We start from the raw sequence: 25,637 nt of genomic DNA, 5'->3' as shown, positions 1-25,637 counted from the left end.
GTTTTCCATATATCTATATGAAATTGGTAAATACATATTTTTTTACCCTGCTGCTATTATTAGCCTCGGTTTATGGACTGTCACAGATGCCCCAGGTCATTAATGCATCGGGTGGAACCTCGAAAACCCAGGGGTATACCTTGCAATGGAGTATTGGGGAATTATCACTCATAAACGAGATGGATGCACCCGATAGCGGTTACATACTCACCAACGGATTTATACAGCCCCCGGATACTCTCGTTTCGGCACCGAAACAGCCGGCACCCGTTTTTACCAATAGTATTCAACTTAATTCTTCAAGCATCCAACTTTTTCCAAATCCGACGCAGGATTTTGTGGTGATTCAATCTTTGCGGCGTATTGAAGGTAAGGTAAGCCTTTTATTGTATAATGACGCCGGTCGCGTCATATATCAACGTGAGATTTTACTTCATGGGTCAGCGTTATTTGAAAAAATTAACCTTAAACGGTTTCCCAATGGTATTTACATTCTTTATATAAAAACAATGAGCCCAAGTAACGACGGATACGACTTTCAATCCGGTACGTTTAAGATCATTAAAATGTAGTACAGATTATATCTTAAAATCCAATTTTATGAAAAAACTGATTCTGACTTTATTCACTATATTTTTAGCGATTTTCACCTTTGGGCAAGCACCTATGGTAATAAACTACCAGGGAATTGCACGTAACGCGAGCGGAAGTGTCCTAACAAACCAGAACATTGGATTAAGACTTTCAATACACGATGCCAGTTCAACCGGCATTGTCTTATACCAGGAAACGCGCAGCCTCAAAACTGATAGATTTGGAATGTTTGTAATTGGCATCGGGAGTGCCGGCGCAACAAGCGTTCTTAATTCTTTGGCGGGCATAAATTGGTCTATTGGCGGGGACAAATATTTACAAGTAGAATTGTCTCCAAATAATAATGGCAGTTTTATAGACATGGGAACTGCTCAACTATTAAGCGTGCCTTATGCGTTTTTAGCACAGAATGCTAATCCTATTGGGCAAGCCGGTGGAGATTTAACCGGAACTTATCCAAATCCAGTTATTGCTAATGGGGCTATTAATACAGCAAAGTTACTTGATGGGGCAGTTACTACAACCAAAATAGCTGATCACTCAATAACTGCATCTAAAATGAATATAATTCCCGCTGGTGGGGATTTAACCGGAACATACCCAAATCCAATTATTGATACCGGCGCTATCAATACTATTAAGTTGCTTGATGCAGCCGTAACCACGACTAAAATAGCAGATCATTCTATAACTGGTTCGAAGTTGGGTATAATACCTGCCGGTGGAGACCTTTACGGTATTTATCCTAATCCCATTATCGCGAATGGAGTAGTTACGACTTCGAAGCTTGCGGATTCTGCAATCACGACGGTAAAAATAAAAGACAGCTCTATCACTCTTTCTAAACTGGCGCCCGGCATAACAATCGGAGCATCTGGTTCGGCCGGCGGTGATTTAAGCGGGACATATCCAAACCCAACTATTAATACAGGTGCCATTAATACGGTCAAACTGCTTGATGCAGCCGTGACCACGCCAAAAATTGCAGATCATTCTGTGACGATGTCTAAATTCGGTATAATTCCCGCAAGTGGTGACCTGACGGGCATTTATCCATTTCCAACGATCGCAAATGGAGTGGTCTCTACTGTTAAAGTTGCTGACCTTGCGATAACTACTTCTAAACTTGCTGATTCTGCAGTAACTACAAGTAAGATAAAAGATAGCTCAATAACTCTTGCTAAATTGGCCTCTGGCATTGTGCTGGGTGGCTCAGGAGCTACAGGAGCAGCCGGCGGCGACTTAAGTGGAACTTACCCGAACCCCGTTGTAAGTAAGTTACAAGGAAATGGAATAAGTAATGCGATCCCGCTCGTGGGACAGGTGCTTAAGTTTGACGGTCTGAAATGGTCTCCATCGAAAGATAGTATCGGAGCCTTCTCCATTCCATATAGTGCTTCTCTTAATTCGCCCTCTGTTTTGTTTTCAATTACTAATCAAGGATCCGGAACAGCTATTCAAGGAATTAATTCATCTGTTAACGCTAATGCATTTGGCATATTAGGTAATATAAGTTCATTAACTCCAGGCGTTTCGTCGTCGGCAGTTAGAGGTATTAATTCAGGCACCGGGGCAGACGGCTATGGTGTCTGGGGATCTCATGATGGCAGCGGATCAGGCGTGTATGGAACTTCAGTGAATGGAAGCGGGTTAAATGGATTTTCCACGGGAGGGTTTGGAGTTTACGCAAACAGCCAGTCCGGAACAGGAGTTTTTGCAACTAGCGATAACGGTACTCCGGCTGAGTTTGACATTTCAAATGTCAATAGTTTCAGTGACGATGTATTTACATCAAATTCAGGTTACGGAAATGGGGTGACTTCGATAGCTACATTGGGAAATGGGGTTTTAGGTATTGGAAATGATGCTGCTGGAACCGGCGTGTTGGGCATCAATAATGCTGGTGGTGAAGCGGTATTGGGTTTTACAATTAGTGATTATGCCAGTGGGGTTGTTGGGCGAAATGACGGAACATATGCTGGTGTAAGAGGCTTTAATACTGCTAATAACGGTATAGGCATACTCGCAATTGCAAATTCTAACGGCGCTACCAACGGTACGGCGCTCGTAGCCGAACTTGAAGGGGCAGACGTAGGAAACACTGCCGTGTTTAAGGCAAACAGTAGCAATGTGGCACGCATAGACAATACGGGCAAAGGATTTTTTAACGGCGGAACACAAATGGGAGGCGCTGACGTAGCAGAATTTTTCGATGTAGAAGGGAGCCGCACTAAATATGAACCGGGAGATGTACTGATCATTTCTCAAGACTCGGATCGTAAAGTGGAGAAATCTTCATCAGCTTACTCGACGTTAGTTGCCGGTGTTTACGCAACAAAGCCCGGAGTATTGCTAACGGAAAAAAATGCCGAATTGGATTCCGTTGAACAAATGGTTCCTATGGGAGTGATAGGCGTTATACCAACAAAAGTTTGCCTGGAGGGAGGAGTTATTAAGAGGGGCGATCTGTTAGTGACTTCTTCAACCGCCGGTGTGGCAATGAAAGCTGATCCTAAAAAAGTTCAGATTGGGCAAGTGTTAGGAAAAGCATTACAGCCTTATAATAAAAATGAAGTTGGAAAAATTAATGTGCTTGTAAGCGTAAAATAAACTATCATGTTTTTTAGATTAAATCTGGCCGCTACATTTATTCTTTGCTGCTTATTCGGTTCGGTAGCTAAGGCCCAACTGGCAAGCAATAAATCACTTGATGAAATTTATAATAAAAAAATAATTGAAAAGTTGAATGAAAAAAATAATCCGAAAGACTTTTCTAAAGCAATGGACAACTCCAAAAATTTAGCGAGTTCAAACCCATCACTTAAAAATGTCGCGGATCAAAAAATAAAAAAACCTGAAATAATCGCTCATGCTAAGTTATCGCGATCTAATTCATCGCAATCGGATAGAGAACAAAAAAATAAATTACTTAGTAATTCTCCTAAGCTAAAACAAATGGGAAAGCCTGTTAAACCGAAAAATTATATTCAGCATAAATAAATAACAATTTCAACAATTATTTTAAATGAAAGCGTGTTCCTATATTCTAAACTATTTAAATATTTAATAACAAAAATCTCTAAAGCAAAAAACATCCGCCTATGAAAAAGATTGTAATTCTAACCATCATGTTGGCCGCCTGCAATAACATATTTGCCTTTCTTACTCAATCTAATTGGAGGTGGCGTAATGATGATGGAACAGAAACAAGTGCTACCTGGAAGGCAGCTCAAAACACACAGGCGGTAATGAATACCTCCGGCGAGGTATGGAGGTTAAGATTAGAAGTTTATAATAATTCGGGTACTACCCTTGGTCTTCTTGATACACTCCAATATGCTACATCAACTGGAGGGCCTTGGACAAATATTGATGCAACTTCAAGTTCCAATCCGTTCATTATTGAAGGTACAAGCGCATTTGTTGTTCAGGGGGAGCCAACTACGGCTCAGTTGGCAGGGGTTGCTTATACTTTTGCCCCCGGTAAGATAATGGTTGATTCCATGTTATTACAAAATGACAGCCTTGCAGACTCCAGGCGTACCGAATTTGAATGGGCCATTAAGAGTACTCCCAGTATAGTACCTAATATTATTTATTATTTTAGACAACGGGGTATAACTCAAGCCGTTGATCCTTCATACACTTACCCATCATTAATAACTGCAGGAGTGCTACGCGTAAAACTTAGCAAGTTCACTGTAAGTCGCGAAGACAAAAATGTTAGATTAGAATGGGTAACATCTTCAGAACAAAATAACACCCGCTTTGAAATACAACGCAGCGGTGATGGGAAAACATGGAAACCCATCGCCAGTATAAATGGTCAGGGTAGTACTGGGGCATCCAATACTTACAAAGTATATGATGATAGTCCTTTAAGTGGAATTAACTATTATGTAATTAAACAATATGATGTTGACGGTCACGCTTATCAATCTGATGTAAAAATTTTAAGAATGCCAGAGATAAGATCAATTGTATCTGTTTCTCCTAATCCATCACGTTCCGGAATAAATTTTAGTATTGCAAATCGTGGAGCTTCTAATGTTAATGTTACACTAGTTAGCATGAATGGTAATATCATTCATCATGAAGTTATTGGCAATGTACAGCCGAATTCAATTAATAAATTGAATATGAAACAGCAACCTGCACCAGGTTTATACATTTTAAAATTAAATGCCGAGTCTCTTTCCGAGAGTGCTAAAGTGATAATAGAATAGTATTTTCGATTTCTTTATAATTTTAAAGAAGGAAAGTCGTGTGAGCAATTGCAGACTTTCCTTTTTATTTTTAATTGTAAACTGTTATAACAAAAATCTTAAGCGATCCTCAGAATAATGCAAAAAATTATAACTAAATCCTGGACTCTTGCGGTAGTATCCGGAATACTAACGTACATGGCTATCTGCCATATAAATTTTATAGTTAGCTGGATTTGTTATATCCCTCTTTTTGTCGCTATTTATGATAAAAAGAAGAAGGAGGTTTTTAAGATTGCCATTGTTTTTGGATTTACCTTCTCCTGTCTCGCTTTTTTCTGGATGATACCAGGTGCTGAAAGATTTACTGGTTATAATATGTTGTATGGCGTTGGTGTATTCCTTGTATCCGCTGCTTTTTATAGTTTGTTTTGTGGTACCCTATCGTGGTGCTTTTCTGCATTAAAAAAAAAGGATAGTAATTTACCTTCAATTATTATTAACGGCATTTTAGCAGGTTCTCTTTTTTGTATTGCTGAAGCATTATTAATGCTGTTGTCAGTTGGACTTCCGTGGTTTGATGTTCACTCAGGAAATGGATTGGCAGAAGACCTTTATGCTGTTCAACCTGCCTCTATTTTTGGTATTCATGTTATGACTTTTATTGCAGTTGCTGTTAATTATTTAATTGCCATAATCGGAACAAAAAAATTATGGACAAAGCTTTATATACCCGCAGCACTTGTAATATTATATTTGTTTTTTGGGTTTATCTTATATCAAAACTTTAATAATAATTTGCCTGAAAATAAATCGTTTAATGTTGCCATTCTTGCTGAAAACATCACACCGGATATAACCTGGGATAATAATACCGGCAACTTTCTTGTTCAAAAATTATTAGATCTTAACCGCCTTGCAGTTACCATGAAACCTGATCTTGCTCTCTGGTCAGAATCAGCAATTCCATGGACTTACAAAAAAGATGACGACCTTGTGAAAGAGGTATTTAAGATTACGGATCGGGCCAGAATCACGCACATTATGGGCATCAATACTGCATATAAAGAAAATGAAGTTTTTAATTCAGCCTATTGCATTTTACCAGGGGGAAATGTTACAGGGCGTTATGATAAACAATATCTTTTATCATTTATTGAAAGGCCCTTAAATGGTTGGCTCATGCCTTTCTTTTCAAGCAAAGGCTATTCTGCATTAAATGATACAACGCATAGCAAGCCACTATTAACTTCATTTGGAAAGGCGGGGTTTCTTATTTGTAATGAAGCCGCGATTCCAGCCGCGGCGGCTAACCAGGTCCAAAACGGTGCACAATTCTTATTAAATATGAGTAATGACGGCTGGTTCAATGATACGTATATAGTTAAGCTGCATTTCTATTATGCCAGATTAAGAGCTGTTGAATCAAGAAAGGATTTGGCTGTAAATTGTAACAATGGATTTTCAGGTCTCATAAAAGCATCAGGTGACATCGATGTAAAAGAAAAAAGTGCTGAACCATTTGTAAAGATGGTTACTATATACCCTAACAACTATATTACCACGGCTTCATCTTATCCTGAAATATTCATTTATGCTTGCGCACTTTACATAGCAATAGTTTGTACTTCAACCCTTATTAAAAGTAAAATAATAAATAATGATAAATCGTTGCAGCGAAATATGGTCTGATTTATTTTTTACACGGGCAATAAATTTCATTTCCTGGGACCTAAAATAGAACGCTTATTTTTTTAACCTTCCTTACTGTGCAGTTTCATTCGCCCTTGCCTACAAAAATGAAACCTAATAAAAATCTAAAGAAGATCAATTCAAGCTCGATGATTCGGTATAATCCATCAATTCAACTATCTTTGCCGTCCTAAAAAATTATCGAAAAGAATGACTGACCTGTCGAAGTTTGATCCCAATTCCGTAGGAAATCCCAACAATAATATTTTTGGCCTTCCATTTACTGAAGAGGACGCTGCACTTGTTTTACTGCCTGTTCCCTGGGAGGTTACAGTAAGTTACACTGCAGGTACTGCGAGGGCTGCCGAGCATATTTGTAAAGCGAGTTTGCAGGTAGATCTAATTGATACCGATATAAAAGATGGTTGGAGGGAAGGGTTTTATATGCGTGATATTGATAAGAAAATTCTAATGAAAAGTGACTATCTCCGCAAAGAAGCTGAGCTTTTTATTAACTATATTTCGCAGGGCGAAGAAGTGATAGACAGTAAGTTCATGTGCAAAATCCTTAAAGAAGTAAATGAAGGAAGCGAGTTTTTAAACAACTGGGTGTATGAACAGACAAAGGAATTACTTGATAATAATAAACTGGTAGGCGTAATTGGGGGCGATCATAGCACACCACTAGGATTTTTTAAAGCCGTTGCCGAAAAGCATGGAGATTTTGGGATTTTGCAAATTGATGCACATTGCGACCTTCGAAAGGCCTATGAAAATTTCAAATATTCCCATGCATCTATTATGTATAATGCATTGGAAGAAATTCCGGAAATAAAAAAGCTGGTGCAGGTAGGCATTAGGGATTATTCTCCGGTCGAGGTCGACTATATAAAAAGCAGTAGTGAAAGAGTCGTCACTTATTTTGATAAAAATATTAAAGAACAAATTTTTGAAGGTGCTTCGTGGAAGCAAATCGTGGACGAAATTGTAGGTAAACTTCCACAAAAAGTGTATATTAGTTTTGATATAGATGGCCTGGATCCTAAATTATGCCCACATACCGGAACTCCTGTCCAGGGCGGCTTTGAGGCTGAACAAATTTTTTATCTCTTTAAGAAAGTCGCGGAAAGCGGAAGACAGTTTATAGGATTTGATCTTAATGAAGTTGGTATTAGCACCAATGAATGGGATGAAAATGTAGGCGCAAGAGTACTTTTCAAATTGTGTAACTTAATGGTTGGTGCAAAAATCAATAATCATGTTACAGTTTGAGATCACTCTTAAAAATTCAAAAGTAAAATCCTATCGATTCATAGCGTTGCTCATTGTTTTTTTAAATTTCGCTGTATTTATTTACCTGCTTTTTTTCGATAAATATTTTTATGATGCAGCGGCATCGCTTTTTTTGGTAGCGGTTTATTGCCTTTACAGGTTTTATATTTCAAAAAAAAATAAGACCGGTTTTTTTATGGATGAATTTTCCTTTTTCATTCTTGCAGGAAGCTGGGTCGCGTTGCAAAATTATCCCGTTGTTGCTGCATACATTTTAACAGGTATTTTATATTATGTAGCATTGCAAAAAATACAGTTTGGGTTTGATGATAATTCCATTCGAAAAATTAATTTCCCCACCGCAGAATATCAATGGAACCAGTTAAGTAATGTAGTGCTGCGCGATGATATTCTTACTTTGGACTTTAATAACAATAAATTAATTCAAAGTGAAATTGAGAATGGAAAGAATGTCAATGAAATTGAATTTAATGAATTTGCACAGCAACAGTTGGTAAAGTATTCTCAACCTGAAGAGAATTTGTTTTTAAATTAAATCTCTTTGAAACATAGCCCTTACATATTATTTTCTGACGGCAAAGGAAACATTTTTGAAGACACTTCATTACATGCCTGCGGCAGAAGTGGATGGGATGCTTTGCCCGTAGAAAAAAGTGAATGGATTGAATTACCGTCCGGTGGACAATTGTATGAATTGCCCGGCAGGCGTGGAATAGGCATTGATGTGATTACCGGTGATATGCGCCTTTGCGAAAAAGGATGGGCTGTTGCGGCTTTTATTCCACCAGCCTATACGGGAACTTATCTCGCTGCTTATGAAACATTGCCGGATGCTGAAACACTCCCGTTATTTTGTTATACGGCGGCAGGATGGTACAACGAAACATTTTATGTGCCTGCAGTACGCATCGAAAAGGACATTCGGCAGGAGAGTGCGGGTTTTGATGAAGAGAAGATAAAAGCAGGAGTAAAAGAATATTTGTCTGCGTATAAGCATAACCGTTTGGTCCAGCATTTGGCTAATAATTGTTGCCTCACCTATCATTGCCCTGCCGCACGCAATTATTTTATGGGGCGATGGGAATGCCCTGTTCCGAGTTCGCCGGCGTGCAATGCAAATTGTATCGGATGCATTTCTTTTCAGCCACAGGAAGAAACAATAATTTCCACACAGGACAGGTTAACTTTTAAACCTACCGCAGAAGAAATAATTGAATACACTGTTCCTCATTTGGAAATGGCGCCATTCCCAATTGTAAGTTTTGGCCAGGGCTGTGAGGGCGAACCCTTACTGATGTGGCAAACTATCAAAGAGGCGATTACAGAAATAAGAAAACATACTCAGAAAGGGAGTATTAATATCAATACTAACGGCAGCGACCCTAAAGCCATAAAAGCTTTGTGTGAAGCTGGTTTAAATAGTATCAGGGTAAGTACCAACTCTGCAAGGGAAAAAATTTATACGCCTTATTATCGTCCTAATAATTACGAGTTTAACGATATTATAGAAAGCCTTAAGGTAGCTACTAGCTATAACGGGTGGACGAGCATCAATTACTTTGTTTTCCCCGGAATGACCGACAGTGTTGAAGAATACGAAGCGTTACGAAAGTTGATAAAAACAACCGGATTAAAAATGATTCAATGGCGAAATTTCAATATCGATCCTGATTGGTATTTAGGCAAAATTGGTGTAACAGATACGGGAGAATGTATCGGCATCAAACAAATGATGGAATTAATACACGAAGAATTTCCTGATTTAAAATTTGGGTATTTCAACCCATCTATTGAAAGGATAAAAGGGGATTTTGAAATGGATTATGCAAAATAGTTTGATTGAACGAACAAGAATTTTTACTAGTTTCTTTAAATAGCATTTCCGGGATCGCCTGCAACTTCTTTCTCTATGTATTTATAATTTTTAACTGACACAAAATTAGTTTTTTACCAATAGCTTTTTGATCCCGGTATTATCAGGACGGCGAAGTGCGTCTTAATTTCTTTAACATCTTTATACTAAGCTTTCTTTATACTAAGCGTTTTTGTTGCTAGGATGGGAAATTGAATAAAAATTTAAATGAAGATTTGATTTTGATCCTGGTTTGTAATTTATAATTTTATAAGCTAAAATTTAAAATTATGAAACATATATTTTTAATGGCGACGGCGCTTTTTCTAACCGCTGTTTCCGCATTTTCCCAAAAGGTTCCTTACAACGTTGTATTTGATATCACGAATAATGAACCAGCCATCCAACAAAGAATGATCGTCTTGATAAAAGAAATAATCAGTGCCGATCCGGATGCTAAAGTAGAAGTAGTTTTTTATGGGAATTCTATTGCTGTTGTGGACAAAAATAAATCCGCTGTGATGGATGATATTTCAAAGCTTTCTGAAAACAAGCAGGTGCAATTCAGAGCCTGCGCAGTTGCAATGAAGAAGCATAATGTTGATCAAAGCCAGTTAGTGAGCGGGGTTCAAACAGTTCCGGACGGTATTTATGAAATTGTAAAAAAACAGGCCGCAGGGTATGGGTATATTAAGATTGTTCAATAAGAGTCAAGATTCAGAGAATAGACCAAAGGTTGCAATCATAGATGAAAGAACTCCAGCGGCGCTTATTTTTTCATGTATTTCCAATTTCGTGGTTTGCCTTCTGTTACCCATTCAATGGTTGTTGCAATTCTTTTGTTTTTTGTTTCTTCAGTTTTTGCTTCGTTGATCCATTCAACATATTCTTTTTTATGCGATGAACTGAAATTGGTGAATGCGGTGGCGACAATTTTATTTTTGTTTAATGCTTTTTGCAACCCATCCGGAATTTCAATTGTTTTTGGAGCCGCAGATTTTTTTCTTTCAGGAAGCTTCACATCATTATCATTTAATTTCATAGCTTCTTTAATCCATGCGGTAATTTGTTTATCTGAAGGTAAATCCGCCAGGCTCCTGATTTTACCCAAATGCCCCATTGCATGTTCATTTTGCCCCATCATTTGTTTTGCATCTTTCATAAGAGCACTTTTCCATAAATTGAATGCACAATGTTGTTTAAATGCTGACATACTGCACATCATTCCTTTGTAATCAAAATGGGGGAAGCCCCATTTAATGGTTTCCTCAACCTTTGGACATGACTGGTGAACCAGGCCTCTTAAATGATTTAAAATGGGCTTTGCGAAATCCGCAGATTTTAAAATATATTCATCAACTCTTTTATCTTTTTGTCTCATTCAATTAGCCTTTAAAAAATGTTAACAAAATAAATTTTCGTATAAAGAAAAGAAATTGTTTCGCTAAAGTAAAATAAGCGTCGTTTTATTTTTAGATAAAATTTGCATCGAATTCTTACGTGTAGAGTTCTAAATTTGCATTCATCTAATGGTATTAATGAAACTTCCTCCTGCATTAAGGGCTTTCCGGTACTACAATTTTCGCTTATACTTTTCAGGACAGGCCATATCGCTCATTGGTACATGGATGCAACGGATTGCGGTAAGCTGGCTGGTATACAATCTTACGCATTCTGCGTTTATGCTTGGTTTGGTAGCTTTTGCAGGACAAATTCCTATCTTACTTTTTTCTGCATATGCCGGCGCCTATGTTGACAGGCACAGCCGATATAAAACTTTACTCTTTACGCAGGTTGCTTCTATGATACAGGCAGGGTTGCTCGCAATTGTAGTATGGAATGGAAGTTATAATGTTACTATTATTATTTTGTTAAGCGTTTTGTTGGGTATTATTAACGCGTTTGATACGCCATCCCGTCAATCCTTTATGATACTGCTTGTGGAGGATAAAAAACATTTGCCCAATGCTATTGCACTTAATTCAACTATGGTTACGCTGGCCCGGCTGCTGGGGCCTGCCGTTGCGGGAATACTATTGAGTAGCTATGGTGAAGACATTTGCTTTCTTATTAATTTTTTAAGCTTTATTGCGGTAATTGTTTCCCTGCTTTTTATGAAGCTAAACATGCCGGCACGCCCCAAGAACACTGAGCCAATATGGATTGGATTGCGGGCAGGTTATACTTATATAAAAGGCGATGTTGGACTGCGCTCGGTAGTTTTTTTAACGGCGGCTATGAGCCTGCTGGTAATGCCGTACACTACGTTGCTTCCTGTATATGCCGCGTCTGTTTTTAAGGGAGATGTTACCACGTTTAGCTGGCTGAACAGTATTTCAGGACTTGGTGCTTTGTTAGGTGCGATATACATGGCTACACGCAAGGCTGGCAGTAAATACCTTAGGATAATAGCTTATTCGGTTTTAATTTTCAGCGTTGGGCTAATTGTATTTTCCTATACAAAAAATTTCACCCTTGCTTTGGTATTTTTAATGATTGCCGAAGCGGGACTGCTTACAGAAATTTCAGCAAGCAATACTTATATACAAACCCATGTAGATGAACACATGCGAGGCAGAGTGATAAGTTATTACGTTATGGCTTTTATGGGCATGCAGCCTATTGGCGGACTTCTTATTGGATCATTGGCACACTTTACGAGTACGCCATTTACTGTATTGGTCGAAGGTGTGTGCGGCGTTGCAGCGGGCTTGTTATTTATTCCTGTTCTAAAAAAAGTAAGAAAATCGCGGATTAATAAAAAAGCAGCCGTTGCTTAAAAGTATAATTTACTGTGTTTATATTAACCGTTAGCTTATAAGAATATTTTTAAATTTGTCCTAAGTATTTAACAACACGCATCTTCACAAATTTCTTTTGTAGGAAAGGGGATAGCTGAAGCCTGCACCCAACGACCTTCCTGTAGGCGGAAGTTATAAAATTTTCCTTTTGGTTTTTTTTGCATGCATATACAATCAACGTTATCAGGAAATTCCTGCGGTATAATAATTTTGGGTGCAGCTTTTTTAAGTTTAGCTTTTGCTTTTCTTTTAGCAGATTTTTTTGCTGCGGCCTTTCCCGGCACTGCTTTCTTTACCAGCGATTTTTTGGGAGCAGATTTTTTTGTTGCCATAATTATTGAGTTAAATGAATTGTATCAACGTAATGAAACTGCAGGGCATTTGCATCCTTTAATATTTTATTGATGTTAAAAACGAGTGGCTTGTAGCCACCAACTTTATTAGCATCGAGTTTCACAATTTTTTCAATCGTAAACGTGTCATCCGGTGTTGCAGGGTTTGAGGGAAAATTGGCTGGCATAAATAACAATCCCTTTACATTCTTTTTCTTTTTAATAGCTTTCAAATAAAAAGTACCATCCTTTTTGGCCAGTGTTAGCTCTGTGTCAAACGTTATTAAATTTTCATCTTCATCAACAGTGCCAAAATAGCAGGGGGCTATACCGGTTACTTTATTTTGGCCATTTCTTTTTAATGAAAAAAATACTGCTCCGATAACGGGTATGTCAATCGGTTCACCTTTTTTATTTTTTACTGAATAAGAGAATTCATACTTTACCAGGTAAAGATTTTGCGAGTAGCCGTTTACGTTCCAATAATCAACAGAAGATGTTTTACTTACATCATTCAATTCGGAATATTCCAACAGGTCATCATTTTCTATAAACTTTTCACGAAAGGAGGAAACATACACTCTCGCAGTTGTTGCTTTTTTTGTAACAGGATACTTTATATAAAGTGCATCACCAATTCCGGGAACTTCTTTAAAAAAGTTTTGATTAACATCTTTATTAAAATCAAAAAGTATTTTTTGCTCCAGGCAACCTGCAAAAGAAATTCCACCAATTGTAAGAAATAATATTTTTCTACAACTTAACATGGTTCATATTATTATAAGTGCCACCGATATAAAACCGGTTAATATCATTATTAGGATGTAACGGGTAACGCAACATGGTATGGATGATTTCCTGCAGTCCAAAAACTCTACCGGATTTGGCGCTGCGTAAAGAGCCCATCACGCCTGCATCTACAGCATACCCTCGCCCCAAAAATATTTTTAGATTATAAGCCGAGGTATTAAATGCGGGAGGCACATTTCGCTTGCTTCTTATAACATCAGAGTCATCTGCATTGTAGTTAGGCATATTAATCCCTATAAGATTTGATAATTCATACAACAAAGGCGAGTAACCGGTGAACTGATCAAAACTCAATTCAGCAATGTTATAATTTTTATGATTATGGATATAAATCCCGAAGCCTCCCGTCCACCATCGATCAAAATTATCTGCCAATGGAAGAAATGTAAAAGGCACCGCTCCATCATTATAATAATTAATACTAAAATCCGGTGCCGAAAATGAAACAGAACCCACTACCTGGTTTCGCCTGCGATTGTTTAAAATGAAGTTGGTGCTTAAATACGCAGCATATTTTTTATTGGTAGCTATATTATAGAATGAACCTGTATTTAATGTTTTAAAAAATTTTGTATAACTCAGTTCTTTTCCCCAGGTACTTCCAATGCTGAATGTATTGGTGAAATCTATTTGTATATCTCCTGTTAATGGATTTAAATTAGCGCCGAGCGTTTTTGTGTAAACCGATACAGATGGACCGTAATTAACAGAAAAATTATTTTTATAAATTCCGTTAGCAATAAATGCTGCGAATAATCGCAATCCGGGAAACGTCTGTGCCTTACCGTAAGTAAAGTTGATATTGCAACCAAAATTAAAATAGCCGTGGTAATTCCAGTTGGGTTGTGCTAATGAAGGTTTGCTAACAATAAAAGATAACAAGAGAAAAAAATATTTATAGAAACCTTTCATCTTTGGGTTATAACTCTATAAATATAATTCTTAGGGTTGAATTATAAAAACAATCAAAAAACAGTTACTGACTAGTTCCCACAAGGAAACAGGAGTACAAATTGTCTTTATGGACACTTTTTGGCCTTAGTGGCTTTGTTGAGGAATAATTCAATACCGTTTACTTGCCTGAAAACTTTTTTCTATTTCTTATTGAAGAGGAGTAAATCTCGCGGCCCAGCCTCCGCCAGGAGCCAGGTGAATTTTTATTTTATCGCCTGATGTAACTTTTATTATTTCTTTTTTATAATCCGTTGCATCTCTGTCTGCGTTTACGCCATCTTTAAAAATTTCTGCTTCATAATTTCCGTTTTCTAAAAATGATAAATTTATTTCGGCATCTCTTTCATTCCAGTTGGTCATTGCACCCACATACCAAACATTCTTTTTTCTTTTTGCTATTGCTACATACTCACCAACGTTCGCTAATAACGGTACTGTCTCATCAAAAACGGTTGGAACCTTCGCAATGAAATCAGTGCATTCCTGTTCTTTCATATAAGCAGTTGGATTATCAGACAACATTTGCAAAGGAGCTTCAAACACAACATACATCGCCATTTGATGACAACGGGTCCCCTGGCTCATAGGCATTGAATTGATTGGCCTGAAAATTTCTTTAGTAGCATTGCGCATAGCACCCGGTGTATAATCCATTGGCCCTGCAATCATGCGAATGAAGGGTATTGTAACATCATAACGGGGAACGTCATCATTAGGAGTCCATTTCACATTTTCCATTCCTTTTACTCCTTCAAAGTTTATAACGTTAGGATAAGTTCTTTGCAAACCAGTTGGCTTATACATGCCATGATAATCTATAATCATTTTATTTTCTGCTGCTTTTTTTGCAATAGCGTATAATGATGAAACCATCTTTTGATCATCACGATCCATAAAATCTATTTTAAATCCTTTTACTCCCATACTTCCATATTTTTTAAATACCGAATCCATTTTTGAATTAACTGCATACCACCCGGCCCATAAAATAACACACACATTTTTTCGTTTTCCATAATCAATTATTTCCTGCAAATTAATTTTAGGAGACACTTCCATTAAATCCAAATCATTACTCCAGCCTTCATCTAGTATTATATATTCTAATTTATTTGCAGCCGCAAAATCAATATAATATTTATAGGTTTCGGTATTGATGCCTGCTTTAAAATCAACATGGCTAATGTTCCAATCGTTCCACCAATCCCATGCAACTTTGCCGGGTTTTATCCAGGATGGATCTGCAATGCGTGAGGGAGACGCTAATTTTTGAACCATATCATTATTAAGTAACGCGGTGTCATTATTAGTTATAATTACAACACGCCATGGAAAATTCCTGGTGCCATTTACTGTAGCAATGTAGTTAGCTCTTTTAGATACCATTGTGTTTAACATTTTATAACCGCCCTGGTTTTCTTCCAGCGGATAAGGCGCATAAACTCCCATCAAACTTTTATCAGTGTTATCATTAACCTTGACAAACATGCCCGGATAATCTTCCAGGTCTGCTTCCGTTAGTACCGCTTTTTTTTGATTGCCTAAATCTATCATCATCGGTAAAAATCCAAGTGTATCTTTTGGAAATTGTGAAATATTTTTTTCGGTATATAATGCCTCGAAAGATTGGATATATTGTTCTGTGCCACGAAAATCTCTTACAAAAGGAACGAAGCATTTATAATCTTTATCAAAGTTAAAATTAGCCGCTTCGTTTACAACGATGATCTTTCCTTTCTTTTTCGTAAAAAACCTGTACGCAACTCCATCATTATATGCCCTGAATATGACGCCATAATTGCCTCTGCAATTTAATGTGAGCTGGTTGTAAATATCCGGTACGGCATCTTTAATGTAATCAATTGCTTTAAATGACCTATTTACTTTTTCGGTTTTTGCAGAAATAATTTTTACATCGCTTCCCAATACCTCCGTTTGTAATTGCATAGAAATTGCAGAAGGTTCAATTACTTCTGTTGAATTATTCATTACAGACCATTGCAGGGTTTTGCCGGCGTTAATTTTTATAATGTTTTTGCCATCCGGAGATGCCAGCTGGTAGGTTGTATTTTTTTGTGCAAATGCTCCTAATGTTATAAACACTAAACATATTGCCAGTTTAAAATGTAGAAATTTCATGATGTAGGTTTTAGATAGAATTGTATGAGTTAGCTAACCAGGACCTGTCTCGAAATAATAAAATTAATTATATCATCTAAAGAAATGCCGGCCCGGTTACAGGCATCGTTAATTTCTTCCCTTGAAACATTTGCTGCAAATGATTTTTCTTTTAATCTTTTCTTTACACCTTTCAATTCCATGCCATCATAACCTCCGGGGCGCATTAAAGAATACGCATGTATCAATCCGGATAGTTCATCAAAAGCATATAACATCTTATCCATCTTAGTTTCAGGTTCCACACCAAAATGATTGGGTCCGTGAGAAGCAATGGCATGGATTATTCCAGGATCGACATTTCTTTTTTCTAGTTCTTCAATAATTTTTTTACAATGTTGATCAGGCCATTGGTCCCAATCCGCATCATGCAGAAGGCCCGCCATTTCCCATTGCCATTGATTTTCTTCATCAAGGTTTTCTTTTTCCTTTGCCCAGCATGTCATTAAATACGCCACCTGTTTCATATGCAATTGCAAACGTGGATTGATAACCCATTCATTAAATAACGATTCTGCTTCCGCTCGTAATAAAGTATTGCCTTTATTGGCTGCGTCGCCAAAGCTTGTCCTGTTTAATTGTAATGACATGAAACTGTTTTTATATAAATTTTGATTGAATTACCAGACCGGAATTTGATTCCTATTTATTTGTACGTATCGACAAAATAAATGCTTTTTTTATATAACATAGTTTTGCATTAAATCTATTTCTTCCTTTAAGATTATTATAAAAATAATTATGCACATTGTTGCATTTATAAAAAATAATTATAAATTTTATGTTCCTGTTTTAAAGATAACCCCACAGATCTCCTCTGTAATACAAAGAAAACCTCCCGCTGTTTGGCGGAACAGGAAATTTATTAATGACCTTACTCCTTAATTTTTTCCGGTTACATTCTGATTGCTTAATCACTTTTTAAGATTAGTTGATATAAACTATTGTTTATACTTCTTAAACTTTAAAATTAACTATTATGGATTTTGCTTTTGCACCGGGTGCCACGGGATACGACAATATAATGCGAACAATGTTTACCAACAGAGCATCTACAACATTGGTAAATACCACAGGAGTTAATTCTATAAAAGATTTTTTTAATCATTTGTCAACTCATGTTAGTCCTCCACTTACCAATATTTTAATCGGCACACATGGCAACGAATCTGGCTGGATGAATGTGCAACTGGACCCGGCTTTTGATGCACATACCACTTATGAGGCGCTGGAAAAGGCATTTGCTCCTCCAACACGGTCGTGCCAGTTGGCAGATAATATTATTAATCCAAGACCAGTGGATAGTAATAATCAGCCAATTGATCCATCGGTATTTATTCGTGGCTGTCGCATTGGTGTAATGACTCCGTTTATTCAAAAGCTTAAGGACGTTATTAATGGCTTAAGTACAACTGATGTGGGTGTCGCAGCGCCTTTATTTTATCACGTTGTTTATTCTTTGGCACAGGGTGTTTTTGAAGCGTTCAATTACGACTTTCATATTTTTAAAAGCACAAGTGTTGCTAACAAAACTGACCTGGTTGCGTTGCTGGACGCGGTAGGGTATACGGATATGTATGGAACCGATATTACCACGGCTCAATGGAATATATGGGTTCCCAGCCGTATTACAAAAGCCGTTGATCCGTTGGTAAGAGTAAAATTAAATCCTTCACCTGTTACACGATTAACGACGTTAAAGGCCGGCCGTTATAAATTTCAACGATCAAATGTTGTAACGCTTAGAATGGATCCTTCTGTAGGTACTTTACCAACGACGCAGGGCACCATTGTTCCTTTTCTCAAAACACTAATGAATAACCAGGCAGCCAATGCCGGAACTGATGCTTTCTGGCTCATGTTTCAGAATACACATCCATTGCCATTTTACAAAAGGTATGAATACGATTCATTAGATGATATGGTTGATGGGCTTGAGTGGATTTTAAACTCAAAGTCGAGAGTTTATACAGGACGCAGATACGAATATTATGTGAGCCCTCCTGTGATAAATAACAATGCTAATAACGAATTGGTTTTTAATTTTTATGCATCGCCTGCCGGCGGAGCAACATCGAGTAATATGTTCGCGGATGACGAGAGTGATTATTTTAATAAGATATAATTATAGGTATGGCAGATACAGATACATTATCGATAATAGCTGAAGAAATTGCAAGCGCATTTACACCATTGAAAGACATGGTAGGAACGCCCGATGCTTTCATTTCTTCAATGAAAGAATTAGGATGGGATGCCAACCACGTAGTACAACCCGTCCAGGATCTGGTTAATCTGGTTGATCCAATTATTACAATTTTGGAAACAGGCGAAATTAATTTGGGAAACGTTACTCAATTGCTGTCTCTTATTAAAAATCTTATTACAGGTATTGAAGGACTTACTTCCAAATCAGATTCTTTATTCAGTGGAATTACCGCGACAGCTACAGAATTTAAAAATGATTTTCCTTCCGAAATAGGCCCGTATGTGTTGGTTGAGTATTTTTTAAAACAGCGTCCGAAAGTAGGGAGCCTTCTGCAGTTGCTGGGCATTATTACCACTACTTCAGTTAATGCCACAGCTACAAGGCCGGCCTATTTCCGGGAGGAAATTCATTTTGATAAGATCGGATTAATATTCAGCAATCCATTAAAATTGCTGCAAGACTTGTATGGATGGGCTACACCGGCATTTAGCCGTGAAAAGCTTTTTCAAAATCTCACGGATGTTTTGGAAGGATTTAATATTACTTCCAAGTTAAAACAAATAGAGTCACAGTTTTTACAAGTTCTTAATAATGGATTACCCGCTGGTACATTTGATAAAGATGCCCTTACATTGGTATTGGTTGATGAACAAACTTCTAACCTTGGAGCCGGAGCAGGTATTAAGTTTTATTTACTCCCGCAAAATGGTTCATTACTTCCGGGTATTGCAATCATTCCTTATGCAAGTGCAGAAATAACAGAAGAAATAAATCTTGCAGAAAACCTTACATTTAAATTTGATACAAGCCTTGATCTAAATAACGGAGTTGCCATTATAATAAGACCCGGTCAGCCTCCACAAATGATAAGTAATCTTGCTGGCGGAGGAACTAACGGTGGCGCAAACGCAAAAGTGTCTTTAGGACTCGAATACAAAAAGGCTGACGGCACACCCTTTATTGTATTTGGGTCAGCAGATGCAAGTCATTATGAATTTGAATCGTCCTCTATTGCCGCCTCAGCTAATATAACCACGGCAGGTTCCAAGGATGTAAAAATTGAGTTTGATTTAAAAGGGAGTAAAATAGTTATAAAGCCTGCACCAGGTGATACTGACGGCTTTCTTTCAAAAATTTTACCGGGCGAGGGTATCACATTAGCTTTCGAATTAGCTTTCGGCTTCGGTCTTGAAAGTGGTTTTTATTTTAAGGGAAGCAGTGGTTTAGAAATAGACCTTCCCGCTCATTTGCAATTGGGGCCAATAGAAATTGAAACAGCTAAAATTGGTATTAAGCCCGCGGGTAGCGATATACCCATTAACATAGCACTTGATATAAAAGGTGAATTGGGGCCTATAGAAGCAGTAGTGCAGGGCATGGGATTAACAGGCACTTTTAGTTTTCCTGCTGATAGAAAAGGAAATCTTGGGCCGGTCAATTTTGGCTTGAGTTTTTTACCGCCCACAGGTGTTGGATTATCTATAGATGCAGGCATTGTTAAAGGCGGCGGATTTTTATTGATCGACAGGCCAAAAGGAGAGTATGCGGGAGCGTTACAATTATCAATTGAAGATACTATACAGGTTTCGGCCATTGCAATTATTAATACCATCATGCCGGATGGTTCCAGTGGATTCTCGCTGCTCATCATTATAAGTGTTCAGTTTGAACCGGGTATTTCACTCAGCATGGGATTTTTCCTTAGCGGTCTTGGTGGTATGCTCGGTATCAACCGAACAATAAATGTGGATGCATTAAGAGATGGAGTTAAGAATGATGCCATTGAACAGATCATGTTCCCGCAAGACATCATTGCTAACATCAACACTTTATTGCCACAGATCAAAGGGATTTTTCCTGTAAAGGAAAATCAGTTTATGATTGGACTGATGGCAAAAATTACCTGGGGCGTTCCTCCATTAGTGACTATTGAATTTGGCTTATGTATTGAATTTACTAATCCTGTAAGGCTTGCCATATTAGGCGTGTTAAAAATTGTGTTGCCCACTGAAGACGCGGCAATTTTGCAATTGCAAGTAAATTTTGTTGGCATTATCGATTTTGATAATGGTTATTTATCTTTTGATGCGAGCATTTATAATTCGCACATACTTACGTTTACACTTGAGGGTGATATGGCGCTTCGGCTCAACTGGGGAAGCGAGAAAGCTTTCCTGTTATCAGTTGGCGGTTTTCATCCATCTTTCAAACCACCGGCTGCATTAAATGTTCCAAAGCTTAAAAGGCTAACGCTTACTATATTAAGTCCCAATCCAAATTTGGTATTAACTGCTTATTTCGCTGTAACATCCAATACTGTTCAGTTTGGTGCCAGGATAGATTTTAAATTTGAAGTTGCCGGCTTTAGTGTTGTTGGTTATTTAGGTTTTGATGTATTGTTCCAATTCTCGCCATTTAAATTTATTGCGAATATAACTGCAGGACTCGAAGTAAAAATGGGCAGTAGTACTTTATTCTCTATCAATCTTGATTTTGAATTATCAGGACCTACACCCTGGAATGCAAATGGAACCGCTTCTTTCTCGATATTGTTCATCAGCATTAAAGTTCATTTCAATGTTACGTGGGGTGATGCGCAACAGGTTATTTTACCAAGTATTGCCGTATTACCAAAAATCCTGGAAGCATTCAATTTGGATGCGAACTGGAGTGCAGAGCTTCCTGCCAATCGTTATAATCTTGTAACACTTGCCAGCATTGTGCCTCAGCCCGGCCAGATTATTTTGCAGGCTTTTGGAGCCGTGAAAGTGAGCCAGATAATAATGCCGTTAAAACTGGTGATAGATAAGTTTGGTAATAATACTCCTTCCGATATCAATATGGTTGATATTTCCGCATTTCGTTTAGGCGGCCTCGTTACCGGACTGAATGATGAACCAGAATCATTTGCACCCGCTGCTTTTAAAAATATGTCGGACGATGATAAACTAAAATCGCCTTCTTATACAAAAGAAAAAGGCGGCGTAAAAGTTTCAGATACCGATACTTTATTTGTCGATTATGCCTGGGATAGGGATGTGGTGTATGATGTAATAGTATCCGACTTTGATCCATTCCCGCGACCGGGAACATTCAATTTTGAATTCAAATGGTTTAAGTTGATGACGCGGGGAGGGGCTGTCGGCAGAAGCGCTCTATCTGTTCAAAATTCACAGAAAAGTTTCAGGCTGGATAATGCTGCAGTAAATATTGGCGAAGAACAATTTGTATTGATAGATAATTCAACGTTAGCACAACACAGCGTTGATGTATTCGCTGGTGGAACTCATGCACAGGCTAATGATGCGTTTGAAACAATACTTAAACAAAACCCTTCATTAAAAGGAAAAGTAAGTATAGCATCAGCGTATCAATTGAATAACTGATTCAGATAATATTTTAATATGGCAAACACATTACCATCTTACGGATTCTTACCCTGGGCAAGGCAGGGTGTTGCTTCTAAAATAAGCGAAACAGATACACTCGGCAGCAGCGATGGTACTGCTATTGCGAGGGCAGATCTTTCAGCAGAGCTTGATGTACAATATACTAACCTGGATGGAAGTGTGCAGGTGAATACTATTACCAAACAAATACAGGTGGTTGGCCCCGGAGATGTGAAAAGCATCGACACCAGGGCCATTGTGCGTACTGAACCGAGGAGAGGTGTTATGAATTATGAAGATAACGGCCTGCCATACATTGAATTTTATGAAGAAGATTTTTTATGGAGATATTCTCCTGCGACCGCGGCTAACCCTAACGGTAACCATACACGCTTACGTCCATGGCTGGCCCTTGTTGCATTACAGGATGATGAGTATATACTAAAACAAAATCCCGGCGGACTCCCTTTTATTTCTGTTGATCAGGCATCATTTGATAAAGCTTTTCATCACCAGGATGATACATGGGCCTTTGCTCATGTTCACTTTAATAATAAACTGGCCAACTTGAGCGGAGCTGCCATGCAGCCGGAAGTAAATGCAGACCTAAGCAATGATCCGGATGTCGCAGTATCACGTTTGCTTTGTCCACGAAAGCTTGCTAAAAATACTGCGTTTACGGCGTTCGTTATACCAGCATTCGAAACAGGAAGACTCGCTGGCTTAGGAATTGATAACAGCGGAATTCCTGCACAAAGAACGTCTTGGAAAAAAGGTGCCATGCCGGGCACCGGCACCAGGCCATATGATTTCCCCGTTTATTATCAATGGAATTTCAGGACAGCTAATTATGGTGATTTTGAAAGCCTTGTTTCAATGCTAAAGCCTATTATCATGGATCCTGAATCTGGCAAAATGCCTATGGATATCCAGGATCCCGGTTTTAATATGGCTGCGCAAAATGATGGAACCAAAGTAATTGGAATGGAGGCCGCATTAAAGCCACCGAATTTTGAGCCCGATCCATGGCCAACTAACGGGGGCACAAACGCAGACGATAAAAATACAGTTGATAAGTTGCGGGCATTACTTAACCTTTCTGCCGATCTTGTAGACAAGAACGCTGTAATTGCAAGCAAAAATCCATTTTTCAATACCAATATAGGAGAGGATCCCTTATTGGTGCCGCCTGTTTATGGCGTATGGCATGCCTTGGTTTCAAAACTGGGAGATGGAACGAATCCCCCATGGATAGAGGAACTAAATCTTGATTTCAGAAACAGGGGCGCTGCGGGTTTAGGAGTTAAGGTTATACAAAAACACCAGGATGATTTTATAAACCGTGCGTGGCAACAGGTTAATAAAGTGAATGACGCGAATAAGAAGATCCAGGAATCATTATTAGCACAGGCGATTACTAAATGTATTTTTAAAAAACATATCATTAATGCAGGAAACGACAAAGCAGTTATGCTTACTCATTCTGTTCAGCACTTAATAAAAAATGCCGCAAATACAAAAACTGTACAACAGGACTTTGTTGAAAGCCGCATTCCCTTCGCTTCCAAAACAGCTGCCTTCCGTAAAGTGTCCCGGCCCAACAGTAAAGTCGCTAGAGTGAGTTTTACAGCTTCAACTGGGATAGCATTATTGGTAAAATTAAATACGGTAATTAAGGATTTTAATATTACGGACGAATCCCAGGCGAATGCTGTAACTGCGGCAAAATTAAAGAGGGCTCCCATTGCGGCACTTGATACAACAAGTATTAATACAGCTATCACTAATGCAATATCAAACTATGATACCAGTAAAAATGATCTTGCTAAAGATGCATTTGTAACTATGATTGAAACGGATGTTATAACTGCGAATGCCACACTCACATTGGCGCAACTGTTAAACGCGGTTAATGCACAGAATATTTCAGATAATGCCGTTAAAACTATAGTCGTAAATATGGTGAATGGAATTGCAGCAACTAGTCTACCTGTAAAGAAAGATGTTAATGGCCAGGTAACTATTGAATTAGCTGATGCTATAATGAAGGACTTATTCGGCCCTGACATTCATGCAAAAAATTATAACGATGTTATTTTAAAAGATAGCCAGCCATTAAATCCCGCAGCCATTAAAACAATGACAACGAAAAATGATGTGCTTGCCTTGAAAAGCTCATTCACTGATTTTACTAATATTTTAGACACTTTGCCACAGGTTACTCCTGTGCCTGCTTTTGCAAATGTTGCAAATGTTTCTTCACATATCTTTTTAAAGTTAGATCCTACTGTTACGTTTGTTAATAAATTAATGGCCAACATCAGGATATTGAAAAATGGCGTATATGTTCCGTTGCCCGAATTGAAACCGGTGATGGCTTATCCGGAATTTGCCGAAGCTGTATATACTTATCTCCTGGAGCTTTCTAAAAATTTCATATTACCCAACATAGATAAGCTTCCTGATAATTCTATTACACTGCTCGAAAATAATCAATCGTTCATTGAAGCATTTATGGTTGGCATGAACCATGAAATGGCAAGAGAGCTTTTATGGAATGAATATCCTACAGACCAGCGTGGATCTTATTTCCGCCAGTTCTGGAATATTGATGACAGAATTCTTCCATTGGATGCGGATCCTGAAAAAGATAAGGAGCTTAAATTAGATATCAGGAAGATAAATACATGGAGCCATAAGTTGGGAGAAAATAATCCAAGAGGTACGGACGCTTCCAATTTAGTTCTGGTTATACGCGGACAGGTGTTTAAGAAATATCCCAATACAATGGTATTTGCACAAAAAGCAGAATATGATAATACAGATGCATCTAAACCGAGACATTTAAAAGACGGTATTGATCCAACATCCACCGATACCAAGTTTCCTTTATTTAAAGCGGAGATTGATCCGGACATAACCTTATTTGGTTTCTCACTCACAGAAGACCAGGCAAGAGGTGACCGAATCGAACAACCTCACGGTTCAACCGCTGGCAAAGATCCCGGATGGTTTTTTGTTTTGAAAGAAAGGCCCGGTCATGTTCGTTTTGGTCTTGATGACTTTACCGATGAACACGGCAATACAAATGTAATGCCTGTGGGCAATCCTAAAACATGGGATGATCTTGCATGGGAATATTTGGTGAATAGCAAAGCTGATTTGGATAGTTATCATATCACTTTTAATAAAAATATTGTAATTCAAAACCCCGCAAACCAGCCATTGTGGAATAGTAATTCTGCAGACCTAGCCGCAATTTTATTCCAGGATCCAGTATTGTTTGCCAGGCATGCTGCAGAAATGTTACCTGAAACCTAAAGTATAT

General features: G+C 38.1%; 19 protein-coding genes. 13 read left to right on the top strand and 6 right to left on the bottom strand.

Annotation, left to right across the window (positions count from 1 at the left end; all coding sequences use genetic code 11):
• Positions 1-17: 17 nt before the first annotated feature.
• The 9 genes from FW778_RS13095 to FW778_RS13055 all read left to right on the top strand — a co-directional run bounded on the left by FW778_RS13095 (position 18) and on the right by FW778_RS13055 (position 10,343).
• Positions 18-572, top strand: coding sequence for a T9SS type A sorting domain-containing protein (locus FW778_RS13095; protein WP_150415211.1), 555 nt, complete (start codon positions 18-20; stop codon positions 570-572).
• 28 nt (positions 573-600) lie between these two features.
• On the top strand, positions 601-3,204 hold the full coding sequence (locus FW778_RS13090; RefSeq protein WP_150415210.1) for a hypothetical protein: 2,604 nt from the start codon (positions 601-603) through the stop codon (positions 3,202-3,204).
• 6 nt (positions 3,205-3,210) lie between these two features.
• The gene (locus FW778_RS13085; protein WP_150415209.1) at positions 3,211-3,594 is read left to right on the top strand and encodes a hypothetical protein; all 384 of its coding nucleotides are present in this window, start codon (positions 3,211-3,213) and stop codon (positions 3,592-3,594) included.
• Positions 3,595-3,695: 101 nt separating this feature from the next.
• Positions 3,696-4,820 carry a T9SS type A sorting domain-containing protein gene (locus FW778_RS13080; RefSeq protein ID WP_150415208.1) on the top strand — a complete coding sequence of 375 codons (1,125 nt, stop codon included), beginning with the start codon at positions 3,696-3,698 and terminating at the stop codon, positions 4,818-4,820.
• Between the two features lie 117 nt (positions 4,821-4,937).
• A complete protein-coding gene (gene lnt / locus FW778_RS13075) occupies positions 4,938-6,491 on the top strand; it encodes an apolipoprotein N-acyltransferase (protein WP_150415206.1) in 1,554 nt (517 codons plus the stop codon).
• Positions 6,492-6,701: 210 nt separating this feature from the next.
• Positions 6,702-7,763 carry an agmatinase family protein gene (locus FW778_RS13070; RefSeq protein ID WP_150415189.1) on the top strand — a complete coding sequence of 354 codons (1,062 nt, stop codon included), beginning with the start codon at positions 6,702-6,704 and terminating at the stop codon, positions 7,761-7,763.
• Positions 7,750-8,319, top strand: a complete 570-nt coding sequence (locus tag FW778_RS13065) for a hypothetical protein (protein ID WP_150415184.1) — start codon at positions 7,750-7,752, stop codon at positions 8,317-8,319. Before FW778_RS13070 ends, FW778_RS13065 begins: the two co-directional genes overlap by 14 nt.
• A gap of 6 nt (positions 8,320-8,325) precedes the next feature.
• The gene (locus FW778_RS13060) at positions 8,326-9,618 is read left to right on the top strand and encodes a radical SAM protein (protein WP_202552230.1); all 1,293 of its coding nucleotides are present in this window, start codon (positions 8,326-8,328) and stop codon (positions 9,616-9,618) included.
• A 308-nt stretch (positions 9,619-9,926) separates the two neighbouring features.
• Entirely contained in the window at positions 9,927-10,343 is a 417-nt protein-coding gene (locus FW778_RS13055; RefSeq protein WP_150415174.1) for a DsrE family protein, read from the top strand.
• A 62-nt stretch (positions 10,344-10,405) separates the two neighbouring features.
• Here FW778_RS13055 and FW778_RS13050 read toward each other — a convergent pair whose 3' ends face one another.
• Positions 10,406-11,017, bottom strand: coding sequence for a YdeI/OmpD-associated family protein (locus FW778_RS13050; protein ID WP_150415168.1), 612 nt, complete (start codon positions 11,015-11,017; stop codon positions 10,406-10,408).
• A gap of 157 nt (positions 11,018-11,174) precedes the next feature.
• Here FW778_RS13050 and FW778_RS13045 point away from each other — a divergent pair, with 157 nt between their 5' ends.
• Positions 11,175-12,416 carry an MFS transporter gene (locus FW778_RS13045; protein WP_150415156.1) on the top strand — a complete coding sequence of 414 codons (1,242 nt, stop codon included), beginning with the start codon at positions 11,175-11,177 and terminating at the stop codon, positions 12,414-12,416.
• 68 nt (positions 12,417-12,484) lie between these two features.
• Here the strand turns inward: FW778_RS13045 and FW778_RS13040 are convergent, their stop codons facing one another.
• The 5 genes from FW778_RS13040 to FW778_RS13020 form a co-directional block, all read right to left on the bottom strand.
• Complete coding sequence (locus tag FW778_RS13040; protein ID WP_150415155.1) at positions 12,485-12,769, bottom strand: hypothetical protein; 285 nt, start codon at positions 12,767-12,769, stop codon at positions 12,485-12,487.
• A 2-nt stretch (positions 12,770-12,771) separates the two neighbouring features.
• Positions 12,772-13,536, bottom strand: coding sequence for a hypothetical protein (locus tag FW778_RS13035; RefSeq protein WP_150415154.1), 765 nt, complete (start codon positions 13,534-13,536; stop codon positions 12,772-12,774).
• Entirely contained in the window at positions 13,523-14,491 is a 969-nt protein-coding gene (locus FW778_RS13030) for a polymorphic toxin type 23 domain-containing protein (RefSeq protein WP_150415153.1), read from the bottom strand. The genes FW778_RS13035 and FW778_RS13030 overlap by 14 nt, the downstream gene beginning before the upstream one ends.
• A 189-nt stretch (positions 14,492-14,680) precedes the next feature.
• On the bottom strand, positions 14,681-16,672 hold the full coding sequence (locus FW778_RS13025) for a glycoside hydrolase family 97 protein (RefSeq protein ID WP_150415152.1): 1,992 nt from the start codon (positions 16,670-16,672) through the stop codon (positions 14,681-14,683).
• Between the two features lie 29 nt (positions 16,673-16,701).
• Positions 16,702-17,301: an HD domain-containing protein gene (locus FW778_RS13020; protein WP_150415151.1), complete on the bottom strand. Its 600-nt coding sequence runs from the start codon at positions 17,299-17,301 to the stop codon at positions 16,702-16,704.
• A 389-nt stretch (positions 17,302-17,690) separates the two neighbouring features.
• Between FW778_RS13020 and FW778_RS13015 the strand changes: the two genes are divergently transcribed.
• Genes FW778_RS13015 through FW778_RS13005 form a run of 3 tightly spaced genes read left to right on the top strand, consistent with a single transcriptional unit; the run spans position 17,691 to position 25,630 of the window.
• The gene (locus FW778_RS13015) at positions 17,691-18,836 is read left to right on the top strand and encodes a hypothetical protein (protein WP_150415150.1); all 1,146 of its coding nucleotides are present in this window, start codon (positions 17,691-17,693) and stop codon (positions 18,834-18,836) included.
• A gap of 8 nt (positions 18,837-18,844) precedes the next feature.
• Positions 18,845-22,306, top strand: coding sequence for a DUF6603 domain-containing protein (locus FW778_RS13010; protein ID WP_150415149.1), 3,462 nt, complete (start codon positions 18,845-18,847; stop codon positions 22,304-22,306).
• A gap of 18 nt (positions 22,307-22,324) precedes the next feature.
• Complete coding sequence (locus tag FW778_RS13005; protein ID WP_150415148.1) at positions 22,325-25,630, top strand: hypothetical protein; 3,306 nt, start codon at positions 22,325-22,327, stop codon at positions 25,628-25,630.
• Positions 25,631-25,637 lie beyond the last annotated feature (7 nt).

It is taken from the genome of Ginsengibacter hankyongi, from assembly GCF_008710285.1.
In the GTDB taxonomy this organism is placed as follows: domain Bacteria; phylum Bacteroidota; class Bacteroidia; order Chitinophagales; family Chitinophagaceae; genus Ginsengibacter; species Ginsengibacter hankyongi.
This window is presented reverse-complemented; position numbering and strand designations above follow the sequence as displayed.

Excerpts from the sequence above, each read along its gene's own strand:
- FW778_RS13095 (WP_150415211.1), top strand. The coding sequence starts at position 18 with ATGAAATTGGTAAATACATATTTTTTTACCCTGCTGCTATTATTAGCC.
- FW778_RS13090 (WP_150415210.1), top strand. The coding sequence starts at position 601 with ATGAAAAAACTGATTCTGACTTTATTCACTATATTTTTAGCGATTTTC.
- FW778_RS13085 (WP_150415209.1), top strand. The coding sequence starts at position 3,211 with ATGTTTTTTAGATTAAATCTGGCCGCTACATTTATTCTTTGCTGCTTA.
- FW778_RS13080 (WP_150415208.1), top strand. The coding sequence starts at position 3,696 with ATGAAAAAGATTGTAATTCTAACCATCATGTTGGCCGCCTGCAATAAC.
- lnt (WP_150415206.1), top strand. The coding sequence starts at position 4,938 with ATGCAAAAAATTATAACTAAATCCTGGACTCTTGCGGTAGTATCCGGA.
- FW778_RS13070 (WP_150415189.1), top strand. The coding sequence starts at position 6,702 with ATGACTGACCTGTCGAAGTTTGATCCCAATTCCGTAGGAAATCCCAAC.
- FW778_RS13065 (WP_150415184.1), top strand. The coding sequence starts at position 7,750 with ATGTTACAGTTTGAGATCACTCTTAAAAATTCAAAAGTAAAATCCTAT.
- FW778_RS13055 (WP_150415174.1), top strand. The coding sequence starts at position 9,927 with ATGAAACATATATTTTTAATGGCGACGGCGCTTTTTCTAACCGCTGTT.
- FW778_RS13050 (WP_150415168.1), bottom strand. The coding sequence starts at position 11,017 with ATGAGACAAAAAGATAAAAGAGTTGATGAATATATTTTAAAATCTGCG.
- FW778_RS13045 (WP_150415156.1), top strand. The coding sequence starts at position 11,175 with ATGAAACTTCCTCCTGCATTAAGGGCTTTCCGGTACTACAATTTTCGC.
- FW778_RS13040 (WP_150415155.1), bottom strand. The coding sequence starts at position 12,769 with ATGGCAACAAAAAAATCTGCTCCCAAAAAATCGCTGGTAAAGAAAGCA.
- FW778_RS13035 (WP_150415154.1), bottom strand. The coding sequence starts at position 13,536 with ATGTTAAGTTGTAGAAAAATATTATTTCTTACAATTGGTGGAATTTCT.
- FW778_RS13030 (WP_150415153.1), bottom strand. The coding sequence starts at position 14,491 with ATGAAAGGTTTCTATAAATATTTTTTTCTCTTGTTATCTTTTATTGTT.
- FW778_RS13025 (WP_150415152.1), bottom strand. The coding sequence starts at position 16,672 with ATGAAATTTCTACATTTTAAACTGGCAATATGTTTAGTGTTTATAACA.
- FW778_RS13020 (WP_150415151.1), bottom strand. The coding sequence starts at position 17,301 with ATGTCATTACAATTAAACAGGACAAGCTTTGGCGACGCAGCCAATAAA.
- FW778_RS13015 (WP_150415150.1), top strand. The coding sequence starts at position 17,691 with ATGGATTTTGCTTTTGCACCGGGTGCCACGGGATACGACAATATAATG.
- FW778_RS13010 (WP_150415149.1), top strand. The coding sequence starts at position 18,845 with ATGGCAGATACAGATACATTATCGATAATAGCTGAAGAAATTGCAAGC.
- FW778_RS13005 (WP_150415148.1), top strand. The coding sequence starts at position 22,325 with ATGGCAAACACATTACCATCTTACGGATTCTTACCCTGGGCAAGGCAG.